This window comes from Pedobacter sp. GR22-6, from assembly GCF_037402555.1.
In the GTDB taxonomy this organism is placed as follows: Bacteria; Bacteroidota; Bacteroidia; order Sphingobacteriales; family Sphingobacteriaceae; genus Pedobacter.
Window position 1 is genome coordinate 382,180 of record NZ_JBBEUC010000002.1, and the last position, 15,634, is coordinate 397,813.

The 15,634-nt window shown below is 44.6% G+C and carries 14 protein-coding genes; all 14 read left to right on the forward strand.

The window, feature by feature from the left end; translation table 11 throughout:
• Nucleotides 1-5: 5 nt before the first annotated feature.
• On the forward strand, nucleotides 6-635 hold the full coding sequence (locus WAE59_RS09320) for a hypothetical protein (protein WP_337855678.1): 630 nt from the start codon (nucleotides 6-8) through the stop codon (nucleotides 633-635).
• Between the two features lie 5 nt (nucleotides 636-640).
• Nucleotides 641-1,777: a cytochrome-c peroxidase gene (locus tag WAE59_RS09325; protein WP_337855679.1), complete on the forward strand. Its 1,137-nt coding sequence runs from the start codon at nucleotides 641-643 to the stop codon at nucleotides 1,775-1,777.
• 47 nt (nucleotides 1,778-1,824) lie between these two features.
• Nucleotides 1,825-2,178 carry an S-adenosylmethionine decarboxylase family protein gene (locus WAE59_RS09330; protein ID WP_337855680.1) on the forward strand — a complete coding sequence of 118 codons (354 nt, stop codon included), beginning with the start codon at nucleotides 1,825-1,827 and terminating at the stop codon, nucleotides 2,176-2,178.
• Nucleotides 2,179-2,182: 4 nt separating this feature from the next.
• Nucleotides 2,183-3,490 carry a hypothetical protein gene (locus tag WAE59_RS09335; RefSeq protein WP_337855681.1) on the forward strand — a complete coding sequence of 436 codons (1,308 nt, stop codon included), beginning with the start codon at nucleotides 2,183-2,185 and terminating at the stop codon, nucleotides 3,488-3,490.
• 5 nt (nucleotides 3,491-3,495) lie between these two features.
• Nucleotides 3,496-3,672 carry a hypothetical protein gene (locus WAE59_RS09340; RefSeq protein ID WP_337855682.1) on the forward strand — a complete coding sequence of 59 codons (177 nt, stop codon included), beginning with the start codon at nucleotides 3,496-3,498 and terminating at the stop codon, nucleotides 3,670-3,672.
• A gap of 10 nt (nucleotides 3,673-3,682) precedes the next feature.
• A complete protein-coding gene (locus tag WAE59_RS09345; protein WP_337855683.1) occupies nucleotides 3,683-3,907 on the forward strand; it encodes a DUF350 domain-containing protein in 225 nt (74 codons plus the stop codon).
• Nucleotides 3,908-3,909: 2 nt separating this feature from the next.
• Nucleotides 3,910-5,424, forward strand: a complete 1,515-nt coding sequence (locus tag WAE59_RS09350; RefSeq protein ID WP_337855684.1) for a polyamine aminopropyltransferase — start codon at nucleotides 3,910-3,912, stop codon at nucleotides 5,422-5,424.
• A gap of 1 nt (nucleotide 5,425) precedes the next feature.
• On the forward strand, nucleotides 5,426-7,054 hold the full coding sequence (locus WAE59_RS09355; protein ID WP_337855685.1) for an NAD(P)-binding protein: 1,629 nt from the start codon (nucleotides 5,426-5,428) through the stop codon (nucleotides 7,052-7,054).
• The gene (locus WAE59_RS09360; RefSeq protein WP_337855686.1) at nucleotides 7,051-8,115 is read left to right on the forward strand and encodes a hypothetical protein; all 1,065 of its coding nucleotides are present in this window, start codon (nucleotides 7,051-7,053) and stop codon (nucleotides 8,113-8,115) included. The genes WAE59_RS09355 and WAE59_RS09360 overlap by 4 nt, the downstream gene beginning before the upstream one ends.
• A 212-nt stretch (nucleotides 8,116-8,327) precedes the next feature.
• A complete protein-coding gene (locus WAE59_RS09365; RefSeq protein WP_337855687.1) occupies nucleotides 8,328-8,759 on the forward strand; it encodes a DUF6526 family protein in 432 nt (143 codons plus the stop codon).
• Nucleotides 8,760-8,773: 14 nt separating this feature from the next.
• Complete coding sequence (locus WAE59_RS09370; protein WP_337855688.1) at nucleotides 8,774-9,349, forward strand: RNA polymerase sigma factor; 576 nt, start codon at nucleotides 8,774-8,776, stop codon at nucleotides 9,347-9,349.
• Nucleotides 9,350-9,420: 71 nt separating this feature from the next.
• Complete coding sequence (locus WAE59_RS09375) at nucleotides 9,421-10,515, forward strand: FecR family protein (protein WP_337855689.1); 1,095 nt, start codon at nucleotides 9,421-9,423, stop codon at nucleotides 10,513-10,515.
• Between the two features lie 164 nt (nucleotides 10,516-10,679).
• Nucleotides 10,680-14,186, forward strand: a complete 3,507-nt coding sequence (locus tag WAE59_RS09380; RefSeq protein WP_337855690.1) for a SusC/RagA family TonB-linked outer membrane protein — start codon at nucleotides 10,680-10,682, stop codon at nucleotides 14,184-14,186.
• 11 nt (nucleotides 14,187-14,197) lie between these two features.
• Nucleotides 14,198-15,628, forward strand: coding sequence for a RagB/SusD family nutrient uptake outer membrane protein (locus WAE59_RS09385; protein WP_337855691.1), 1,431 nt, complete (start codon nucleotides 14,198-14,200; stop codon nucleotides 15,626-15,628).
• The last annotated feature ends 6 nt before the right edge of the window (nucleotides 15,629-15,634 follow it).

A 15,634-nucleotide genomic window follows, 5' to 3' on the forward strand; every position in this document is an offset into this window, starting at 1 on the left:
TACATATGAAACGATATTTTAATTTTTTAATGGTCCTGATTTTTTGCAGTACCTCTTTTTGCCTTTCCTGTAAAAAAGAGGAGCCAGCTGTAAAGGAAGATTTGTACCCGACAGTGCCACTGGATAGGCCATCATCTACTGCCCTGGCTATTTTCCATCAGCCAACAGCGAATTTTCAATTGTTTGTTTACCGTTATGATCCTGCAACACAGCGTTGGGGTACACGTATCGGGAGCCATTTCTCCAGTATCTCTGCTGCGGATCCCAGTTTCCTTGGCTTTACCAATACCACGGTAGCAAATAGTGGTGTGGCAGCTTTCGACATGGTGCGTTTGTACACTGCTGAAATCGGTAGCACGAATATCAAAACTGCCAGCATCAATATAGACCAGGCACTACAATTTTTTCCCGATTATGAAGGTTCAAAAACCGGAGTTGTGAAAGTAAAAACCCAGGACGTAGTGATCACAAGAAGTGCCGGTACCACTTTTCTGATCGGAATCAGCGGTGAGGGTACTTATAATGAAACCTCTGGTCTGATCGACTTAAAAGTCACTTTCGATGATGCCAAGATCGGTGGCGGTAAGAAAACGATCGATTACAAAATGAGTACCGTGGCACTTACATTAAACTAAAGTACATGAAAAGATTGCTGATCATTCTTGCTTTCCTGTCGGCCTTTGTGGTGTCTACAGCTTTCCTGTACCAAAAGGAATATACGATCGACCAATTGCGGGAGCTTTATAGCGGAGCGCAAAAAGGCTGGCCTGTTCCTGAGCTGGACGAGGAAGTTAAAACAGGTTTCAGGGATATTGGTCAGCTCGATAAACCGGCTTACCCAGCCTACAATCCTTTTTCGGAAGAGAAGCAAAAGCTGGGTAAGCTGCTATTTTTTGATCCAAGGATGTCTGTGAGCAAACAGATTGCCTGTGCTTCTTGTCATGACCCCGAACTAGCCTGGGGAGATGGCAAGCGTGTTTCCTACGGACACAGCCGGCAAACCGGTAAACGCAATGCGATGCCCATTCTGAATACTGCTTATTATGAACACCTGTTTTGGGACGGTCGCGCCGGAAGTCTGGAAGAACAAGCCGTATTCCCGGTACAGGATCAGGTGGAAATGAACACCGCCTTAAAGGCTATGGTCAGGAATATTTCCCGGATCAAAGGTTATGCGCCACTTTTCAAAGAAGCCTTTGGAAGCGATAGGGTCACGCAGGAACGCATCCAGTATGCCATTGCGACCTTTGAGCGGAGTGTTTTGAGCCGGAATAGCCGTTTTGATGCCTTTATGCGGGGCAATAAAAAAGCACTAAAGGATCAGGAGATATTGGGTTTGCATCTGTTCCGTACAAAAGCCCGCTGCATCAACTGTCACAATACACCACTGTTCAGCGACAATAAATTCCACAATGACGGACAAACACTGCTGGGTTCCAAAATGCAGGATCTGGGCAGGTACAATCATACCAAAAAGCTGAGCGATGTTGGTCAGTTCAGGACACCTTCCCTGCGGGAGGTGACCATCACCGGTCCCTGGATGCACCATGGCAATTTTCCGACACTGAGAGATGTTGTCGAGTACTATAACTTAGGCAACCCAAGTCCGATCCAGCGGGCTGCAGTAGTGCCGGATTCGCTTAAAAAATATGGAAGATCGGCGATTTTAAGGAAACTGAACCTTACTGAAGAAGAAAAACAAGCTTTGGAAGCATTTCTGAAATCCATCAGTACGCAGGTAAATAAAATCATACCGCCTGATTTGCCGGGAAATTAAAATACTTTATTATTTTTGGAGGAACAATTATTTAATGCTCGTTTTCAATGCACTATAAGCCTGGCCTTCACATCCTCTCTGAATTTAATTCGGTTAAGAGCGATTATCTTTTTTCCTGTAAAGCCTGCAATGTTTTGTTTAATGAATTGATCGACAAGTATGAACTGGCGAAAGTTGGTGAGGTATACCATGATTTTGAAGGCGGTGGTTTTACCGCTGTGATCTGCCTTACTGAATCCCATTTGTCGATCCATACCTGGCCGGAATTTGGCCTGGCGACATTTGATGTATTTCTATCTAATTATCAGCGAAAAAATGAGGATAAAGTGAAAGGTATTTATGCTGACGTGCTGGCCTTCTTTGAAGGTGAGGAGCGTCAAAAAACTGAACTGGTCAGATAAAGATATGGCTACAACTGCTGCAACTTCCTTTCCGTCACCAGAACAAATCAACTGTCCAAAATGTAATTCAGAAATAACGTTATACGATCCGGAAGGAAGTGAATTCTTTGCCTGTGGGTTTTGCCACGATTATTTTCAATTTGTAGATGATACTCCAGTCAGAATAAAGACACTTGGCCCAGCAGCTTTAAAACCCCTTATTCCATTGGGGACAGTGGGGATCTTACAGGGTATATCTTTTAAATTGATCGCTTATATAGAAAAGGATGAGGGGAATACTACATATCCGGGTTGGAGAGAATATGTACTGTATAACTATGAAATAGGCTATGCGATATTAAGCGAATACGATGGACACTGGAACCTGATCTTTGATAAAAAGCATTTGCCGGACCTGGAAAAGGTCGTATATACTTCAAGTCAGGTGGTATATGAAGGTTATGCCTATAAGTTGTTTCACCATTATTCGCCGCGGGTACGTTCCTTAATTGGTGAGTTTGACTGGGATATCGTCAAAGAGCGTGTTAAGGTCTCTGAATTTGTCGCTGCTCCATATATTGTATCCAGAGAAGCAAGTATTGGAACAAAAAAAAAGACGGTTGACTACTATCTTGGGGAATACCAGGAGCCGGAGGTCATTGCTGAAGCTTTTAAACTCGAGATCAATTTGTTCCCCACCAAAATTGGAACCATCTCCAATCAGCCTTCAAAAGCCTATGCAAATTGGAAGTGGTCACTGTATACTACCTTGTATCTCATTTTAGCCTTACTGCTGATTGAACTATTTGTGGTGTATGTAAAGCCCGAGAATACCCTGGTAGACAGTGTGTACAATTTAACCTATGATCCGGAAAAGGGCGTCAATGAGTTTAAACCCTTTGTCAGCTCTGGCTTTAAGCTCGAAGATGAATCTTCCGCCCTGCAAATTGACATCAGTTCTGGTGTCGTCAACAATTGGTTGGAGACGACCATTGTTTTGGTCAATGAAGCAAGCAATCAAACATGGGAAGTAACTAAAGGATTCGAATATTATCAGGGTGTGGAAGGCGGAGAAAGCTGGTCTGAAGGTGAGCAAAGTGCTGAAGTATTGCTTTCCGAGATCCCGCGAGGTAAATACCACCTGAATATTTATCCCGCATCGGGGGATTCGGCAAGGAATGTTTTGGCCGTCAAGGTGGTCAGCAATGTGACCTTATGGAGGAACCTGCTGATCTGTATCCTTATGTTGAGTATATATCCGATCTTCAGCTATTTGTGGATGCGCAATTTTGAAAAAAAACGCTGGTCAAACAGTGATTATTCCCCTTTTTAGTGGCTATGAATACGATTTTTAAAACTTTTTATCTGGCATTGAGCCTGGGAATTACCGGTTATTTTGGCTATTCGATTTACCACGGTAAGGCCTTCTGGGAAAGTACTACTGTACAAAAAAATACGGAATACACCGGTAAACGATTTTATGGCGGTTACGGCAACAGGTTGAATCATAAATAATTTGAAACATATGAACTTAAGCGAACTGATTAATTTAAAATACGTAGTAGCCTCTGTGCTCTACTCTGTACTGGGCATTTTAATCCTTCTTTTGGCCTTTTGGATTATCGAAAAGATTACGCCCGAGAATCTTTGGAAAGAGATACTGGAGAAACAAAATATGGCGTTGGCAGTAGTTTTTGCCGCATTTATTATTGCTATAGCGATCATTGTGAGTTCCTCAATACATGGGTAGTGATGCATAAAAAACTACCTGTACTGTTATTAACTTCTGTATTTGTTGTAGCTACCTGCGGACTAATTTACGAACTGATTGCAGGAACACTTGCAAGTTACCTGTTGGGTGATTCCGTCACCCAATTCTCTACGATCATTGGTCTATACCTTTTTTCTATGGGTATCGGCTCATGGATATCGAAATACTTTGAAAAAGACATCCTGTTCTGGTTCATTCAGATTGAGATCCTGGTTGGTTTAGTTGGTGGCACCAGCTCCAGTATTCTTTACCTGGTTTTTGAAAGTGCAGCTTCTTTTCGCATCATTTTATATGGCCTCGTTGGTATTACAGGTACACTCGTCGGACTCGAGATTCCCTTGTTAATGCGGATATTGAAAGACCGGTATGAGTTTAAAGATTTGGTGTCTAGGGTGTTTACCTTTGATTATATTGGAGCACTACTGGCCTCAATTATTTTTCCCCTCTTACTCATCCCATATTTGGGCCTGATCAAAACTTCCTATCTTTTTGGCATCCTGAACGTCGGGATTGCACTTGTTGTTTGTTTGAACTTCCAGAAGGAGATCAAAAGTGTGGCCTATCTCAAAGTTGCGGCTATCGTTTGCCTCATGGCGCTGTTGACCGGATTTGTTTTCGCGAATGCAATCACCAGTTATTCGGAGAGTTTGGGCTATAATGATACCATTATCTATTCAAAGAGCACCAATTACCAGCGTATTGTACTCACGAAGAAAGGCAAAATGCTGCGCCTTTACTTAAATGGCAACCTTCAGTTCAGCTCAGATGATGAGTATCGGTATCATGAAGCATTGGTGCATCCGGGACTTTCCGCTATACCCGGGGCGAAAAAGGTATTGGTTATGGGTGGTGGCGACGGGCTAGCGGTAAGGGAAATATTAAAATACCCAAGTGTAGCGCAAATCAGCCTCGTTGACCTTGATCCCGGTATGACCAATCTGTTCAAGTCTAACCCGATGCTGCTGGAATTAAATAAATCTTCTTTACTGTCGCCAAAAGTTAAAGTCATCAATGCCGATGCTTTCACCTGGATAAGGGAGCAGAAAGAGAAATATGATTTTATTGTCATTGATTTTCCAGATCCTTCTAATTATTCAGTTGGTAAATTGTACAGCAATTCCTTTTACAGGCTGGTCAGGTCGATCCTGTCTGATGGCGGATTGATTGTCGTACAGTCTACTTCCCCGTATGTGGCCCCGAAGTCTTTCTGGTGCGTCAACAAGACATTGGAATCTGTAGGTTTTTTTACCATTCCCTACCACAATTACGTACCCTCGTTCGGAGATTGGGGATACATTATGGCAGCTGCAAAACCAGGATATAAACTACCCGCGGCTTTTCCGGGAAATCTGAGGTTCCTGACCAGGGAAGGCCTGGTGCAGATGCGCCATTTCCCTAAAGACATGCAAACGGTAGAAACCGAAATCAATAAGCTAAACAATCAGGCCCTGGTGAAGTATTTCGAAGAGGAGTGGGGAGCAGTGTCCTATCAGTAATATGGAATTGAATAGAAAAAGTTTTCTGCTGCGTTCTGTCCTGGTAATGGGGGGTATCTTTCTGAATGGCTGTGTCAGAAAAATGGTAGGCAAAAGTGAAAAATACAAACACATTAAAGTTTCCCTCAACGGTCCAGATGAAAAGGCGGGACACATGCTCAGGGATCAAATACCGGTTGCTGCACCGGCCTACGTCAGAACGCTGGATACGCTGATTATTGGTGCGGGAATCTCCGGGCTTTCCGCCGGCAGGTGGTTGAAGAAACACGGAAAAGAAGATTTTGAGATCCTGGAGCTTGAGGGGCATGCCGGAGGAAACTCCCATAGCAAGACAAACCAGGTTTCGTCCTATCCTTTAGGGGCCCACTACATCACCATAGCCAATAATGAAGACCAGTTGTTGATTGATTTTCTGCAGGAAAGTGGGGTCATCACACATTTTGAAAATGGACTTCCTTTTTATAATGAGTTTTACCTGTGCTTTGATCCTGAAGAACGCCTTTTGATCAGTGGTCAGTGGCAGGAGGGTTTAATCCCTAAGTTCGGGATTTCAAAAAGTGACGAAGAACAGATTGAACGTTTCTTTAAACTCAGTAATGAACTCAAGTATGCAAAAGGTGGAGATGGCAAATATGCTTTTAACATACCTCTCGATTCTTCCTCTGAAGATGAACGCTATAGGCGGCTCGACAGCATTTCGTTTAAAGATTACCTGACAAAGGAAGGTTTCAGTTCGGCTTATCTGCTTTGGTATCTGAACTATTGCTGTAAGGATGATTACGGACAGGAACTCTCAGGTGTTTCCGCCTGGGCGGGCTTAAATTATTTTGCTGGTCATAAAGGCAAAGCGGCCAATGCAGAATCCGGCGCGGTACTGACCTGGCCCGAAGGGAACGGCTTCCTGGTCAAAAAGCTGAAAAGCGATTTGAAAATGCACATCAAGACCTCAACAATGGTCAGCGCTGTCGTCGCCAACAAGCAGAACGTCGAGGTGACCGTTGTGGATCTGCTCAGGAATGAAACGTATACCATTGTTGCGCAGAAAGTAATTATGGCCTGTCCGCAGTTTGTAAATAAGAAGATCCTGAAAAATATCAAAAGGAATTCATTGGACTATGACCGGCTCAGTTATGCGCCCTGGTTGGTAGCAAATATTACTTTAAACGGTAGCTCTATCCCCGGCTTACAAACTTTGTCCTGGGACAATGTGCCTTATGGGAGACCATCTGTCGGATATGTTTACGCTGGCCACCAGAATGTTGGCGGCAATCAGCAATCCAAGGTCATTACATTTTACCTGCCGCTCTGCGATGCGCAGCCCAGAATTTCCAGACTGGCCGCTTATGCCAGAAATGATGCGCAATGGTTGGAGATCATCATACCGGAATTGGAGTATATGCATCCGGGAATTACCCCATCGATCCTCGAAATCGACATTTGGGTTTGGGGCCACGGGATGATCACACCTTCTGTAGGTTATATCTGGGGCGCGGATAGGAAAAAAGCGCAGGCAGCGGCGGAAGGCAAGGTCTTTTTCGCCCACACAGATCTGGCTGGGATCTCTTTGTTCGAGGAAGGGTTTCATCAGGGGCTAAGTGCGGCAAAATCTTTATTGGAGGCTGAGCGATGAAAACACATACGATAAGGTCTGGTCAGCCCTGGCTAAACTCTGCACTATCAGATGGTCTGCTCATTTTATCGATGCCTTTTCTCTCGTTGGTGCTTGTTTCCTTTTTTCCCGATCAGTTTAAAGTCAGTTCGGCAATGCCGGTTGAATACTGGGTAGTGCTGGTTGTCTTTATTGACGTTGCACATGTCTATTCCACACTCTACCGAACATATTTCAAAGCGGAAACACTGCAAAAACAACATGCTTTGTTGGTCTCTGTACCATTATTCTGCTATTTTTTTGGAGTTCTGTTGTATCATCTGGACAGCTTTCTGTTCTGGAGGGTACTTGCCTATCTTGCCGTCTTCCATTTTATCAGACAGCAGTATGGTTTTATGCGTCTGTACTCGAGAACGGAAAATAATGGAAAACTATCCCGTTTAATCGATGCTGTCACTATTTATACCGCGACATTATATCCAATGCTGTACTGGCATTTTGGTGAGGTCAGAAACTTTAATTGGTTTATGGCAGATGATTTTGTTTATTTTCCTTCTAAAGCTTTGGCTACAATTTCCCTCTATCTATATCTTATCGTGATTTTTGTGTATGTTCTGAAGGAATTGAATTTGGCAATCCAAAATCGGCAGATCAATATTCCCAGAAACCTCCTGATCATTGGTACTTTTTTGTCTTGGTATTTTGGGATCATCTATTTCAATGGTGATATGGCTTTTACCACGCTGAACGTGATTTCGCATGGTATTCCATATATGGCACTGATCTGGTTTTTTGAGAGGAACGAGCATCAGCAGCTGATCCGCCACCGGAATCTGATGTCCAGACTTGCGTTTGGAAAGTATGGCCTTGTGTTTTTTATATTGGTGATTCTGCTGTTAGCCTATCTTGAAGAGGGACTTTGGGATGGTTTGGTATGGAAAGAACATGCCAGCGTGTTTTCCTTTTTTTCATCTCTGCCACAAGTGCATGATGTAAATATACTTACGATGCTGATCCCTTTACTTGCCTTGCCACAAAGTACACATTATGTTTTGGATGGATTTATTTGGAAGAGGCGCTAGCCCTGTCTGATTTGAAATGGCTGTTAAAAGAAAAACGGGAACAACCAAGGCTGGCTGCTCCCGTTCTAAATTAACGCTCTCGAGGACAAATATACGGCAACATCTGGTATTGTCAAGAATTATTTGAAAAATATTTTCCTGTTGATCTGGATTACTTTAAATTGGCAATATTCAGAAATTTGCCGTAATCTTACCGCTGGAGAGTCTTTCACATGCAGAACTATAAAAACCACCTCAGATTTTACACCCCACATCATTTCATATTTTATCCGATATTGCTGATTCTGATCGCGTTTGCGGTGTATTGGTCTTTTGTAGATCGGGCCAATCATTTCCTCTGGATTTTTATGGCAGTGATCCTTTTCCTGGTCGGATGGTTGTCTTATATGCTGCGCCAGCACTATGCACTGACACTGCAAAACCGGATTGTGGTGTTGGAGATGCGTTTGAGGTACCATGTGCTGACTGCTGAGCGGCTGGAACTGTTGGAAGAGCGGTTGAGTTTTAGCCAGATTGCCGCATTGCGTTTTGCGCCTGATGAGGAGCTCCCAGCTTTATTGCAAAGGGCTTTGAAAGAAGGCTTAAGTCCGGATGAAATCAAGAAAGCCATACAGAACTGGTTGCCGGATCACAACAGGGTGTAGTTAATTAGTGCATCATGACTGCTTACAGCGGCTATACAGATCAGGAACTCATGACTTTTTTACAGTCCGGGGACCGGAATGCCTTTACGGAAATCTATAACCGCTTTTTCAGGGTATTGTACCTGCATGCGCTTCGCCGCCTACGCGATGAAGATGAAGCCAGAGATGTGGTTCAGGAACTCTTTGCTAGTCTATGGCTCAGAAGAGATGCGCTGCAACCCCGGAACAATCTTTCGCATTATCTCTACACGGCTACGCGTAACGGTGTCCTGAATTATATCGCAAGGCAGAAACTGGCTTCCAAATACATAGATTCTCTTCCACAATTCTGGGATGAAGGAGAATGCCTGACAGACCACCTTGCGCGTGAACGACAGCTGGCACAGATCATTGAACAGGAGATTGCAGAGCTGCCGATAAAAATGCGCGTGGTGTTTGAGCTCAGCAGGAAGGAAGGTTTGAGCCATAAAGAAATCGCAGAACGGTTAGGGATTTCTGAGGAAACCGTAAAATCGCAAATCAAGAATGCCCTGAAGATCCTGCGGGTCAAGCTGGGTATTTTGATCTATTTATACTGTCTGATGAATTAATTTGATTTTCATCTCACCCCTGCACCTTGGTTGTTTGTCTATATCGTATAGGGCAATAGCAATTTATCGGAATGCAGGAATTAGATATACAAGATTTAATAAAGAAGTTCGAAGCGGGTACATGTACAGAGGAGGAACTCAACCGGCTTGAAAACTGGTATTTACAGTGGAAGCCGGAAGCCATGGAAGCAAATACCGAACGTATGGAAATGCTGATGGCGGCAGCCTGGAAACAGATGCCTGTACATGCGCAGGCCATGCCGGTACGCCGGAGCCTATGGCCGAAATATGCTGCTGCAATTGCGCTTTTTCTGATCCTGGGGATCGGAATTTCCTACTTTTTACATCAAGGTGCTTCGCGTTCGGTGTATGTTAATGATGTCAGGCCAGGGCATCAGGGCGCTACATTAAAGCTGGCAAATGGAAAGGTCATTGAGCTGAACGGAGCAAAGAGCGGAGTAGTAGTAGGCCCCGCGGCCCTGCGCTACGACGATGGTACTGCAGTTTCCGAAATTGGAGCGAAGCCAGAAGGAACCGAGCTTATCGCAACTACAGCCAAGGGAGAGACCTATATCATTACCTTGCCTGATGGAACGCGGGTCTGGATGAATGCTGCTACAGTTCTGAGTTTTCCATCAGTGTTTAAAGGAAGCTCCCGGAGGGTCAGTCTACAGGGAGAAGCTTATTTCGAAGTGGCTAAAGATAAGGCGCATCCTTTCCTGTTGAAGACAGAAGCTCAGGAACTGATCGTATTGGGCACACATTTTAACGTGAGCGGTTACCCGGAAGATTCCGGCGTGACCACTACGCTGCTGGAAGGCTCAGTAAAAATTACTTCAGCTGCTGCGCAGGAGGTGCTGCTTCGGCCGGGCCAGCAGTCGAGTTTAGATGCGAAAGGAATGCGCGTTACACCCGCTGATACAGAGGAAGCAATCGCCTGGAAAAACGGCTACTTCCGTTTTAATGATTTGAAAATCAAAGAGGTCATGCAAAGACTGGCCCGCTGGTATGATATAGAGGTGATTTATGAAACTGGGCTTACGGCAGAGGGTTTCAATGGAACCATTTCCCGGTTTACCACGATCAATGATGTGCTGAAAATGCTCGAAAAAACAAAGACTGTTCATTTTAAAGTTGAAGGAAGGAGGGTGACCGTTATGCAGTAATTTTACTCCATCCGGTAATCCCTGAAAAGAAGTTACCCCGGCCTCGGAACCGGGATAACTCTGACATGGATTGCCTCAATAATCTTCAATTAATTATCAACGAACCGCGAAAGCCTGTCCCATCTGCAAAATGTAAAGGCTGACGTATTAACCACGCTAAACAAATGTACAATTTTTACCTTAACAAGGTGATGCGGCTTTATGGCCGCATGGCTAAATTTCTGCTGATTATGAAGTTGACTACCCTGCTATTGGTTGTCGCGACCTTGCACGTTGCCGCCAGTTCTTTTGCGCAGAAGATTACACTTGCGGAAAGAAATGCACCGATCCAGAAGATCTTCGACAAGATCCGTCTGCAGAGCGGATATGATTTTCTATGCACGACCAGCATCCTGAAGACCGCCAATCCAGTGACCATCAATGTCAATGCAATGGAGCTGAATGACGTATTGGGAAAACTCTTTGAAGGCCAGCCCCTGGAGTACACCATCGTAAAAAAATCTGTAGTGGTATCTATGAAGGAGAGCTCCTTCCTGGACCGTGTAACGGACTATTTTGCCGATATCCGGATCGATGGTCGTGTGCTGGACGAGCAGGGCAATCCAATCAGTTCTGCTAATATCAAAATCAAAGGGACGAATACGACCGTAAAATCCGGTGTCGACGGACGGTTCAACATTTCAGTACCCGAGCTTAAAACCGTATTGATCATTACTTATGTGGGCTATCAGAGCAGGGAAATAATGGCGAGTCAGAATATGGTGATTTTGTTGGACCCTGAAGTTAACAAGCTCAATGACCTTGTGGTGGTGGGCTATGGAAGTACGCGGAGGAAAGACCTGACAGGTTCCGTAGCTTCCATCAATATCGCTGAAGTGAAGGACGTGCCCTTTGCCACTATAGACCAGGCTCTGAGCGGTAAAGCCGCCGGTGTGCAGGTGGTGCAGGCCGATGGTTCACCGGGTGGCGTGGCAAAGATCAGAATCAGGGGAGGAACTTCTTTGTTGGGCGGAAATGATCCCCTATACATCATTGATGGTGTGCAGATGCAGGTGCAAAACAGGTATCTGCAGAGCGCTGCGGAGATAGTGAGTCCGGTAGAGAGTTATGGTGGCGACAATGCCAGTCAGACCATCGCTGGGTCATTTGCCAGGGGCTTGAATAGTCTTGGTGGACTCAACATCAATGATATCGAAACCATAGACATCCTGAAAGATGCCTCCGCAACAGCGATCTATGGGTCCAGAGCTGCAAATGGCGTCGTGATCATCACCACTAAAAAGGGTACACGTAATCAAAAGCCTGTTTTTGAAGCCAATTACTACAGCGGCATCAGCAAGGCCATCAAAGAAAAATTGCTGGATAGGGATCAATACATCATGATCATGAAAGAGGCTGCGCAGAACCTCAACAATGCCAGGGCAGCGCTTAGTCCGGCATTAGCGCCGGATGCTACGGCAACGAGCATCTTGAATGATCCCAATTTCCTCGGAACAGCAGATACCGATTGGCTGGACCTTGTGCTGAGAACAGGTATTACGCAGAATGCAGACCTGTCCGTAAGGGGCGGGGGAACCGGATCAAGATACTATACCTCATTGGCTTACAATAAAAACAATGGAACGGTAAGAGGAACAGATTACAATAGAATCGCCGGTAAAGTGAGCCTTGATAATGAGATCAATAGCAAATTTCGAATCAATACGAATTTAGATTATGGTTTCAGCACCAATAACATCACCAATGGCATGTATTCGCAGGCCATCTTTGCGCCACCTACAGTAGAGGCATATAACCCCGATGGCAGTGTAAAAATCATAGATCCAAGCAACAATGGTACTTATGGATTTGAAGGATTTCAAAATCCCCTGATGTTGCTCAAAGGAGTGAATAAATCCAATAACGTGAGTCTTATCGGCTCCTTGGCTGCCGAGTACGACATCTTGAAAAGCTTGAAGTTTAGGTCTACAGTATCTGTAAACTTCAATAACTATAGGCAAACTAATTATGTGCCCAGTACCGCACAGGTCTCCGGTGCAGGAGGGTATCCTACAGGTTCTAAAAATGGTGTAGCTACACAAGCACAATCCCAAGCTGTGAATACTTTCTATGAGAACCAACTAACTTGGGACAAAGAATTTAACGAAAACCACAGGATCAATGTACTGGCCGGTACTTCATGGCAGCTCACGAGGAGTAGTCAGTTTTCTGCGGCCGGACAAGGTTTTCCGGATGATGTATACCTGAACAACCTATCTTCTGCCGCCTTGACCCTACCTTCTACCGGCACCTCTGCGCAGAACTCACTCCTGAGTTTTTATATGAGGGCCAATTATGCTTTGTACGATAAATACCTCTTTACCTTTACCGGCCGTTCAGACGCCTCATCCAAATTTCCAGAAAACAATCGTGTGGGCGTTTTTCCGTCGGGAGGTGTAGCCTGGCGCATCTCTCAGGAAAATTTTCTGAAAGAGCTGAAATGGATAGATGAAATTAAACTAAGGGCAAGTGCAGGTTCTACAGGAACGCAGAACATTGGTGATAATCTATTTTATACCCTTTACTCGCCGGTGTCGTATGCCGGCCTCAATGGATTGGCTCCTACTCAGCTTGGCAATGATAAAATTCGCTGGGAATCTACCCGTCAAAAAGATGCAGGGATAGACTTTGCCTTCTTTAAATCGAGGCTCAGTGGAGGTTTCGGTTACTATGAAAAATCGACAAAAGGCGTGCTGTTCCCGGCTACAGTTGCACGCAGTTCGGGTTTCACAGGCGTTACGGCAAACATAGCGGATATCAGGAACCGGGGTTTAGAGCTTTCGCTGCATGGGGATATTATAAGGGGCAAGGGATTCGTGTGGTCAGGTACTTTAAATATCTCCGGCAACAGGTCGAAAGTCCTTTCGCTGTCCAACGACTTCTCCGATCCGTCCAATCCGAAAGTTTACCGCTATGGCAATACGGCATTGCAAGTTGGTCAGCCACTAGGCTTACTTTATGGCTATCAGTTCGACGGTCTCTTGCGTACCGCTGAGGAAGTAGCTGATTACAAAAGCAAAAATCTATATGCGCAGTTTGGTTTTTATCCGTACCTCGGTATAGGTGATGCGCGCTACGTTTTAGATCCGGCCACTCAATTCAATAAGGCGGATATCGTAGGCCGTGCAGAACCGAAGTATTATGGAGGTTATACGAATACCTTCACTTACAAAAACATCAGCTTGACTGCCTTGGCTACCTTCTCATCGGGTGGCGATATCTTTTACCTGGCCGATATCCAGAATGCCGATGCAGGGGCCAGGACTAATAAAGGTGTAAGGATTTTGGAACGCTGGACACCGGAACATCAGAATACAGAACGTCCAAGGTTGATTTTGGGGGAGGGCAACAATCAACAATATGCTGCCAGCAACAATGTCTATGATGCATCTTTCATCAGATTGAAATCGTTGACCTTGAACTATCAGTTGTCTCCTGCAATGATGAAGAAGCTGAAGATGAATACCGCTTCAGTATACATATCTACCACCAACCTATTTACGATCACGAACTATCCTGGAGCAGATCCAGAGGTGAGCAATGATCCTTATAGCCTGATTGGAGGTTACAGTGATTCTGGTGGTTACCCTACCGTCAGACAGTTTAGTTTTGGTTTCCGTTTTGGATTTTAATTGTGATACAAATGAAAACAGTATATAAATACGTGGCCTTGGTACTGCTGGCAGCTACACTATATTCCTGCAAAGAAGAATTAGGTGCATTACCAAAAAATGCCAAAGTAGATGCCAATACCATACTCGATGCAGGTACTGCACAAATCGCACTGAATGGTGCTTATTATCGTTTTGCCAACGCTACAGTAAGCAAAACCTCCTGGCAGGAGCATGAACTGAAACCTGCTATGTTCGCCGGATATATTGGAATGTATTCCAGTATCCTGCCAGAAGAGGAAAATCGCAATGACCGAGCCAACATCAATTACTGGACGGAAGGCTATGTTTTGCTAAATGCCACAAATGGTGTGATTAGGGGAGTAAATGCACTCTCAAATGCTCAATTCAATGGCAATAGAAAAAATGAAATACTAGCTGAGGCCAAATTTCTGCGCGCTTATGCACATTTTAAATTGCTCAGCTACTACTCAGAGTGGTACAAACCAGAGAGTGAGATGGGAGTTTTATTAAGAGATGAACTTTCTACGCTGAGTAATATTCCCAAGAAGAGAAGTACAGTAGCGGAAAGCTATGCATATATTTTGTCCGAGCTGGATGAAGTGATTGCAAATGGCCCGGCCACAGCACCTGCACACTATGCAACCAAGTGGGCAGGAATGGCTTTGAAAATGCGTGTATTGATGTGCAGAGCTGCAGCTACCGACTATCCTGAAATTATCTCATTGGCCAATGCATTGATCCAAAATAGCCCATATAAGTTGGAAGCTGTTGCAGAAGATGTATTCCATAAAAACGGATTGGCCAGTAAGGAAGTGATTTTGGGTGTAAAACCTCAAGCCAATCAGGAAAAGGAAACCTACAGCAGAAGTGCACAATATTTTCCTGGAGCATCTTCCCTGTACGTGGCAAAAGCACCATTGAATACGATGTATGCCAACGACCCACGCAAAGCATGGATCATTGGCAATGCCAGACCTAAGGCAGGCTATTACTATTTCACAAAGTATATGAAGGAGGGAGGCACTTCTTCTGCGCTTACCGAAAGCTATTATGCCTTAAGGCTTACTGAGGTGTATCTGCTCAAAGCAGAAGCAATTGTACGTTCCGGGGGCAGTTTAAATGATGCAAAAGCGGTGATACATGAAATACAGGCTAAAGCTGGCATTACAGCAACCCAAAATAACAATAGTTACCTGGCAGTAGAAGCTGCTGCTACACCTGCGAGTTTATTGATCCAGATTTATAATGAAACGGTAAAAAGTCTCATTGCTGAAGACGGCATGGAGTGGCTGGCTTTATTGAGGCTTCCGTTTGATACAGTGAAATCTGTAAAGCCTAATGTCACTACCCAGGCGCAATACATCCTGCCAATACCTAAAGACGAATTTTTATACAACCCTATTTTTGGCGAACAAAACCCAGGTTATTCAAAAAACTAAACAGCT

Bases quoted from the DNA above. Each gene is read 5' to 3' on its own strand.
- WAE59_RS09320 (WP_337855678.1), top strand. From the start codon at position 6: ATGAAACGATATTTTAATTTTTTAATGGTCCTGATTTTTTGCAGTACC.
- WAE59_RS09350 (WP_337855684.1), top strand. From the start codon at position 3,910: ATGCATAAAAAACTACCTGTACTGTTATTAACTTCTGTATTTGTTGTA.
- WAE59_RS09360 (WP_337855686.1), top strand. From the start codon at position 7,051: ATGAAAACACATACGATAAGGTCTGGTCAGCCCTGGCTAAACTCTGCA.
- WAE59_RS09340 (WP_337855682.1), top strand. From the start codon at position 3,496: ATGAATACGATTTTTAAAACTTTTTATCTGGCATTGAGCCTGGGAATT.
- WAE59_RS09330 (WP_337855680.1), top strand. From the start codon at position 1,825: ATGCACTATAAGCCTGGCCTTCACATCCTCTCTGAATTTAATTCGGTT.
- WAE59_RS09375 (WP_337855689.1), top strand. From the start codon at position 9,421: ATGCAGGAATTAGATATACAAGATTTAATAAAGAAGTTCGAAGCGGGT.
- WAE59_RS09365 (WP_337855687.1), top strand. From the start codon at position 8,328: ATGCAGAACTATAAAAACCACCTCAGATTTTACACCCCACATCATTTC.
- WAE59_RS09325 (WP_337855679.1), top strand. From the start codon at position 641: ATGAAAAGATTGCTGATCATTCTTGCTTTCCTGTCGGCCTTTGTGGTG.
- WAE59_RS09370 (WP_337855688.1), top strand. From the start codon at position 8,774: ATGACTGCTTACAGCGGCTATACAGATCAGGAACTCATGACTTTTTTA.
- WAE59_RS09355 (WP_337855685.1), top strand. From the start codon at position 5,426: ATGGAATTGAATAGAAAAAGTTTTCTGCTGCGTTCTGTCCTGGTAATG.
- WAE59_RS09380 (WP_337855690.1), top strand. From the start codon at position 10,680: ATGTACAATTTTTACCTTAACAAGGTGATGCGGCTTTATGGCCGCATG.
- WAE59_RS09385 (WP_337855691.1), top strand. From the start codon at position 14,198: ATGAAAACAGTATATAAATACGTGGCCTTGGTACTGCTGGCAGCTACA.
- WAE59_RS09335 (WP_337855681.1), top strand. From the start codon at position 2,183: ATGGCTACAACTGCTGCAACTTCCTTTCCGTCACCAGAACAAATCAAC.
- WAE59_RS09345 (WP_337855683.1), top strand. From the start codon at position 3,683: ATGAACTTAAGCGAACTGATTAATTTAAAATACGTAGTAGCCTCTGTG.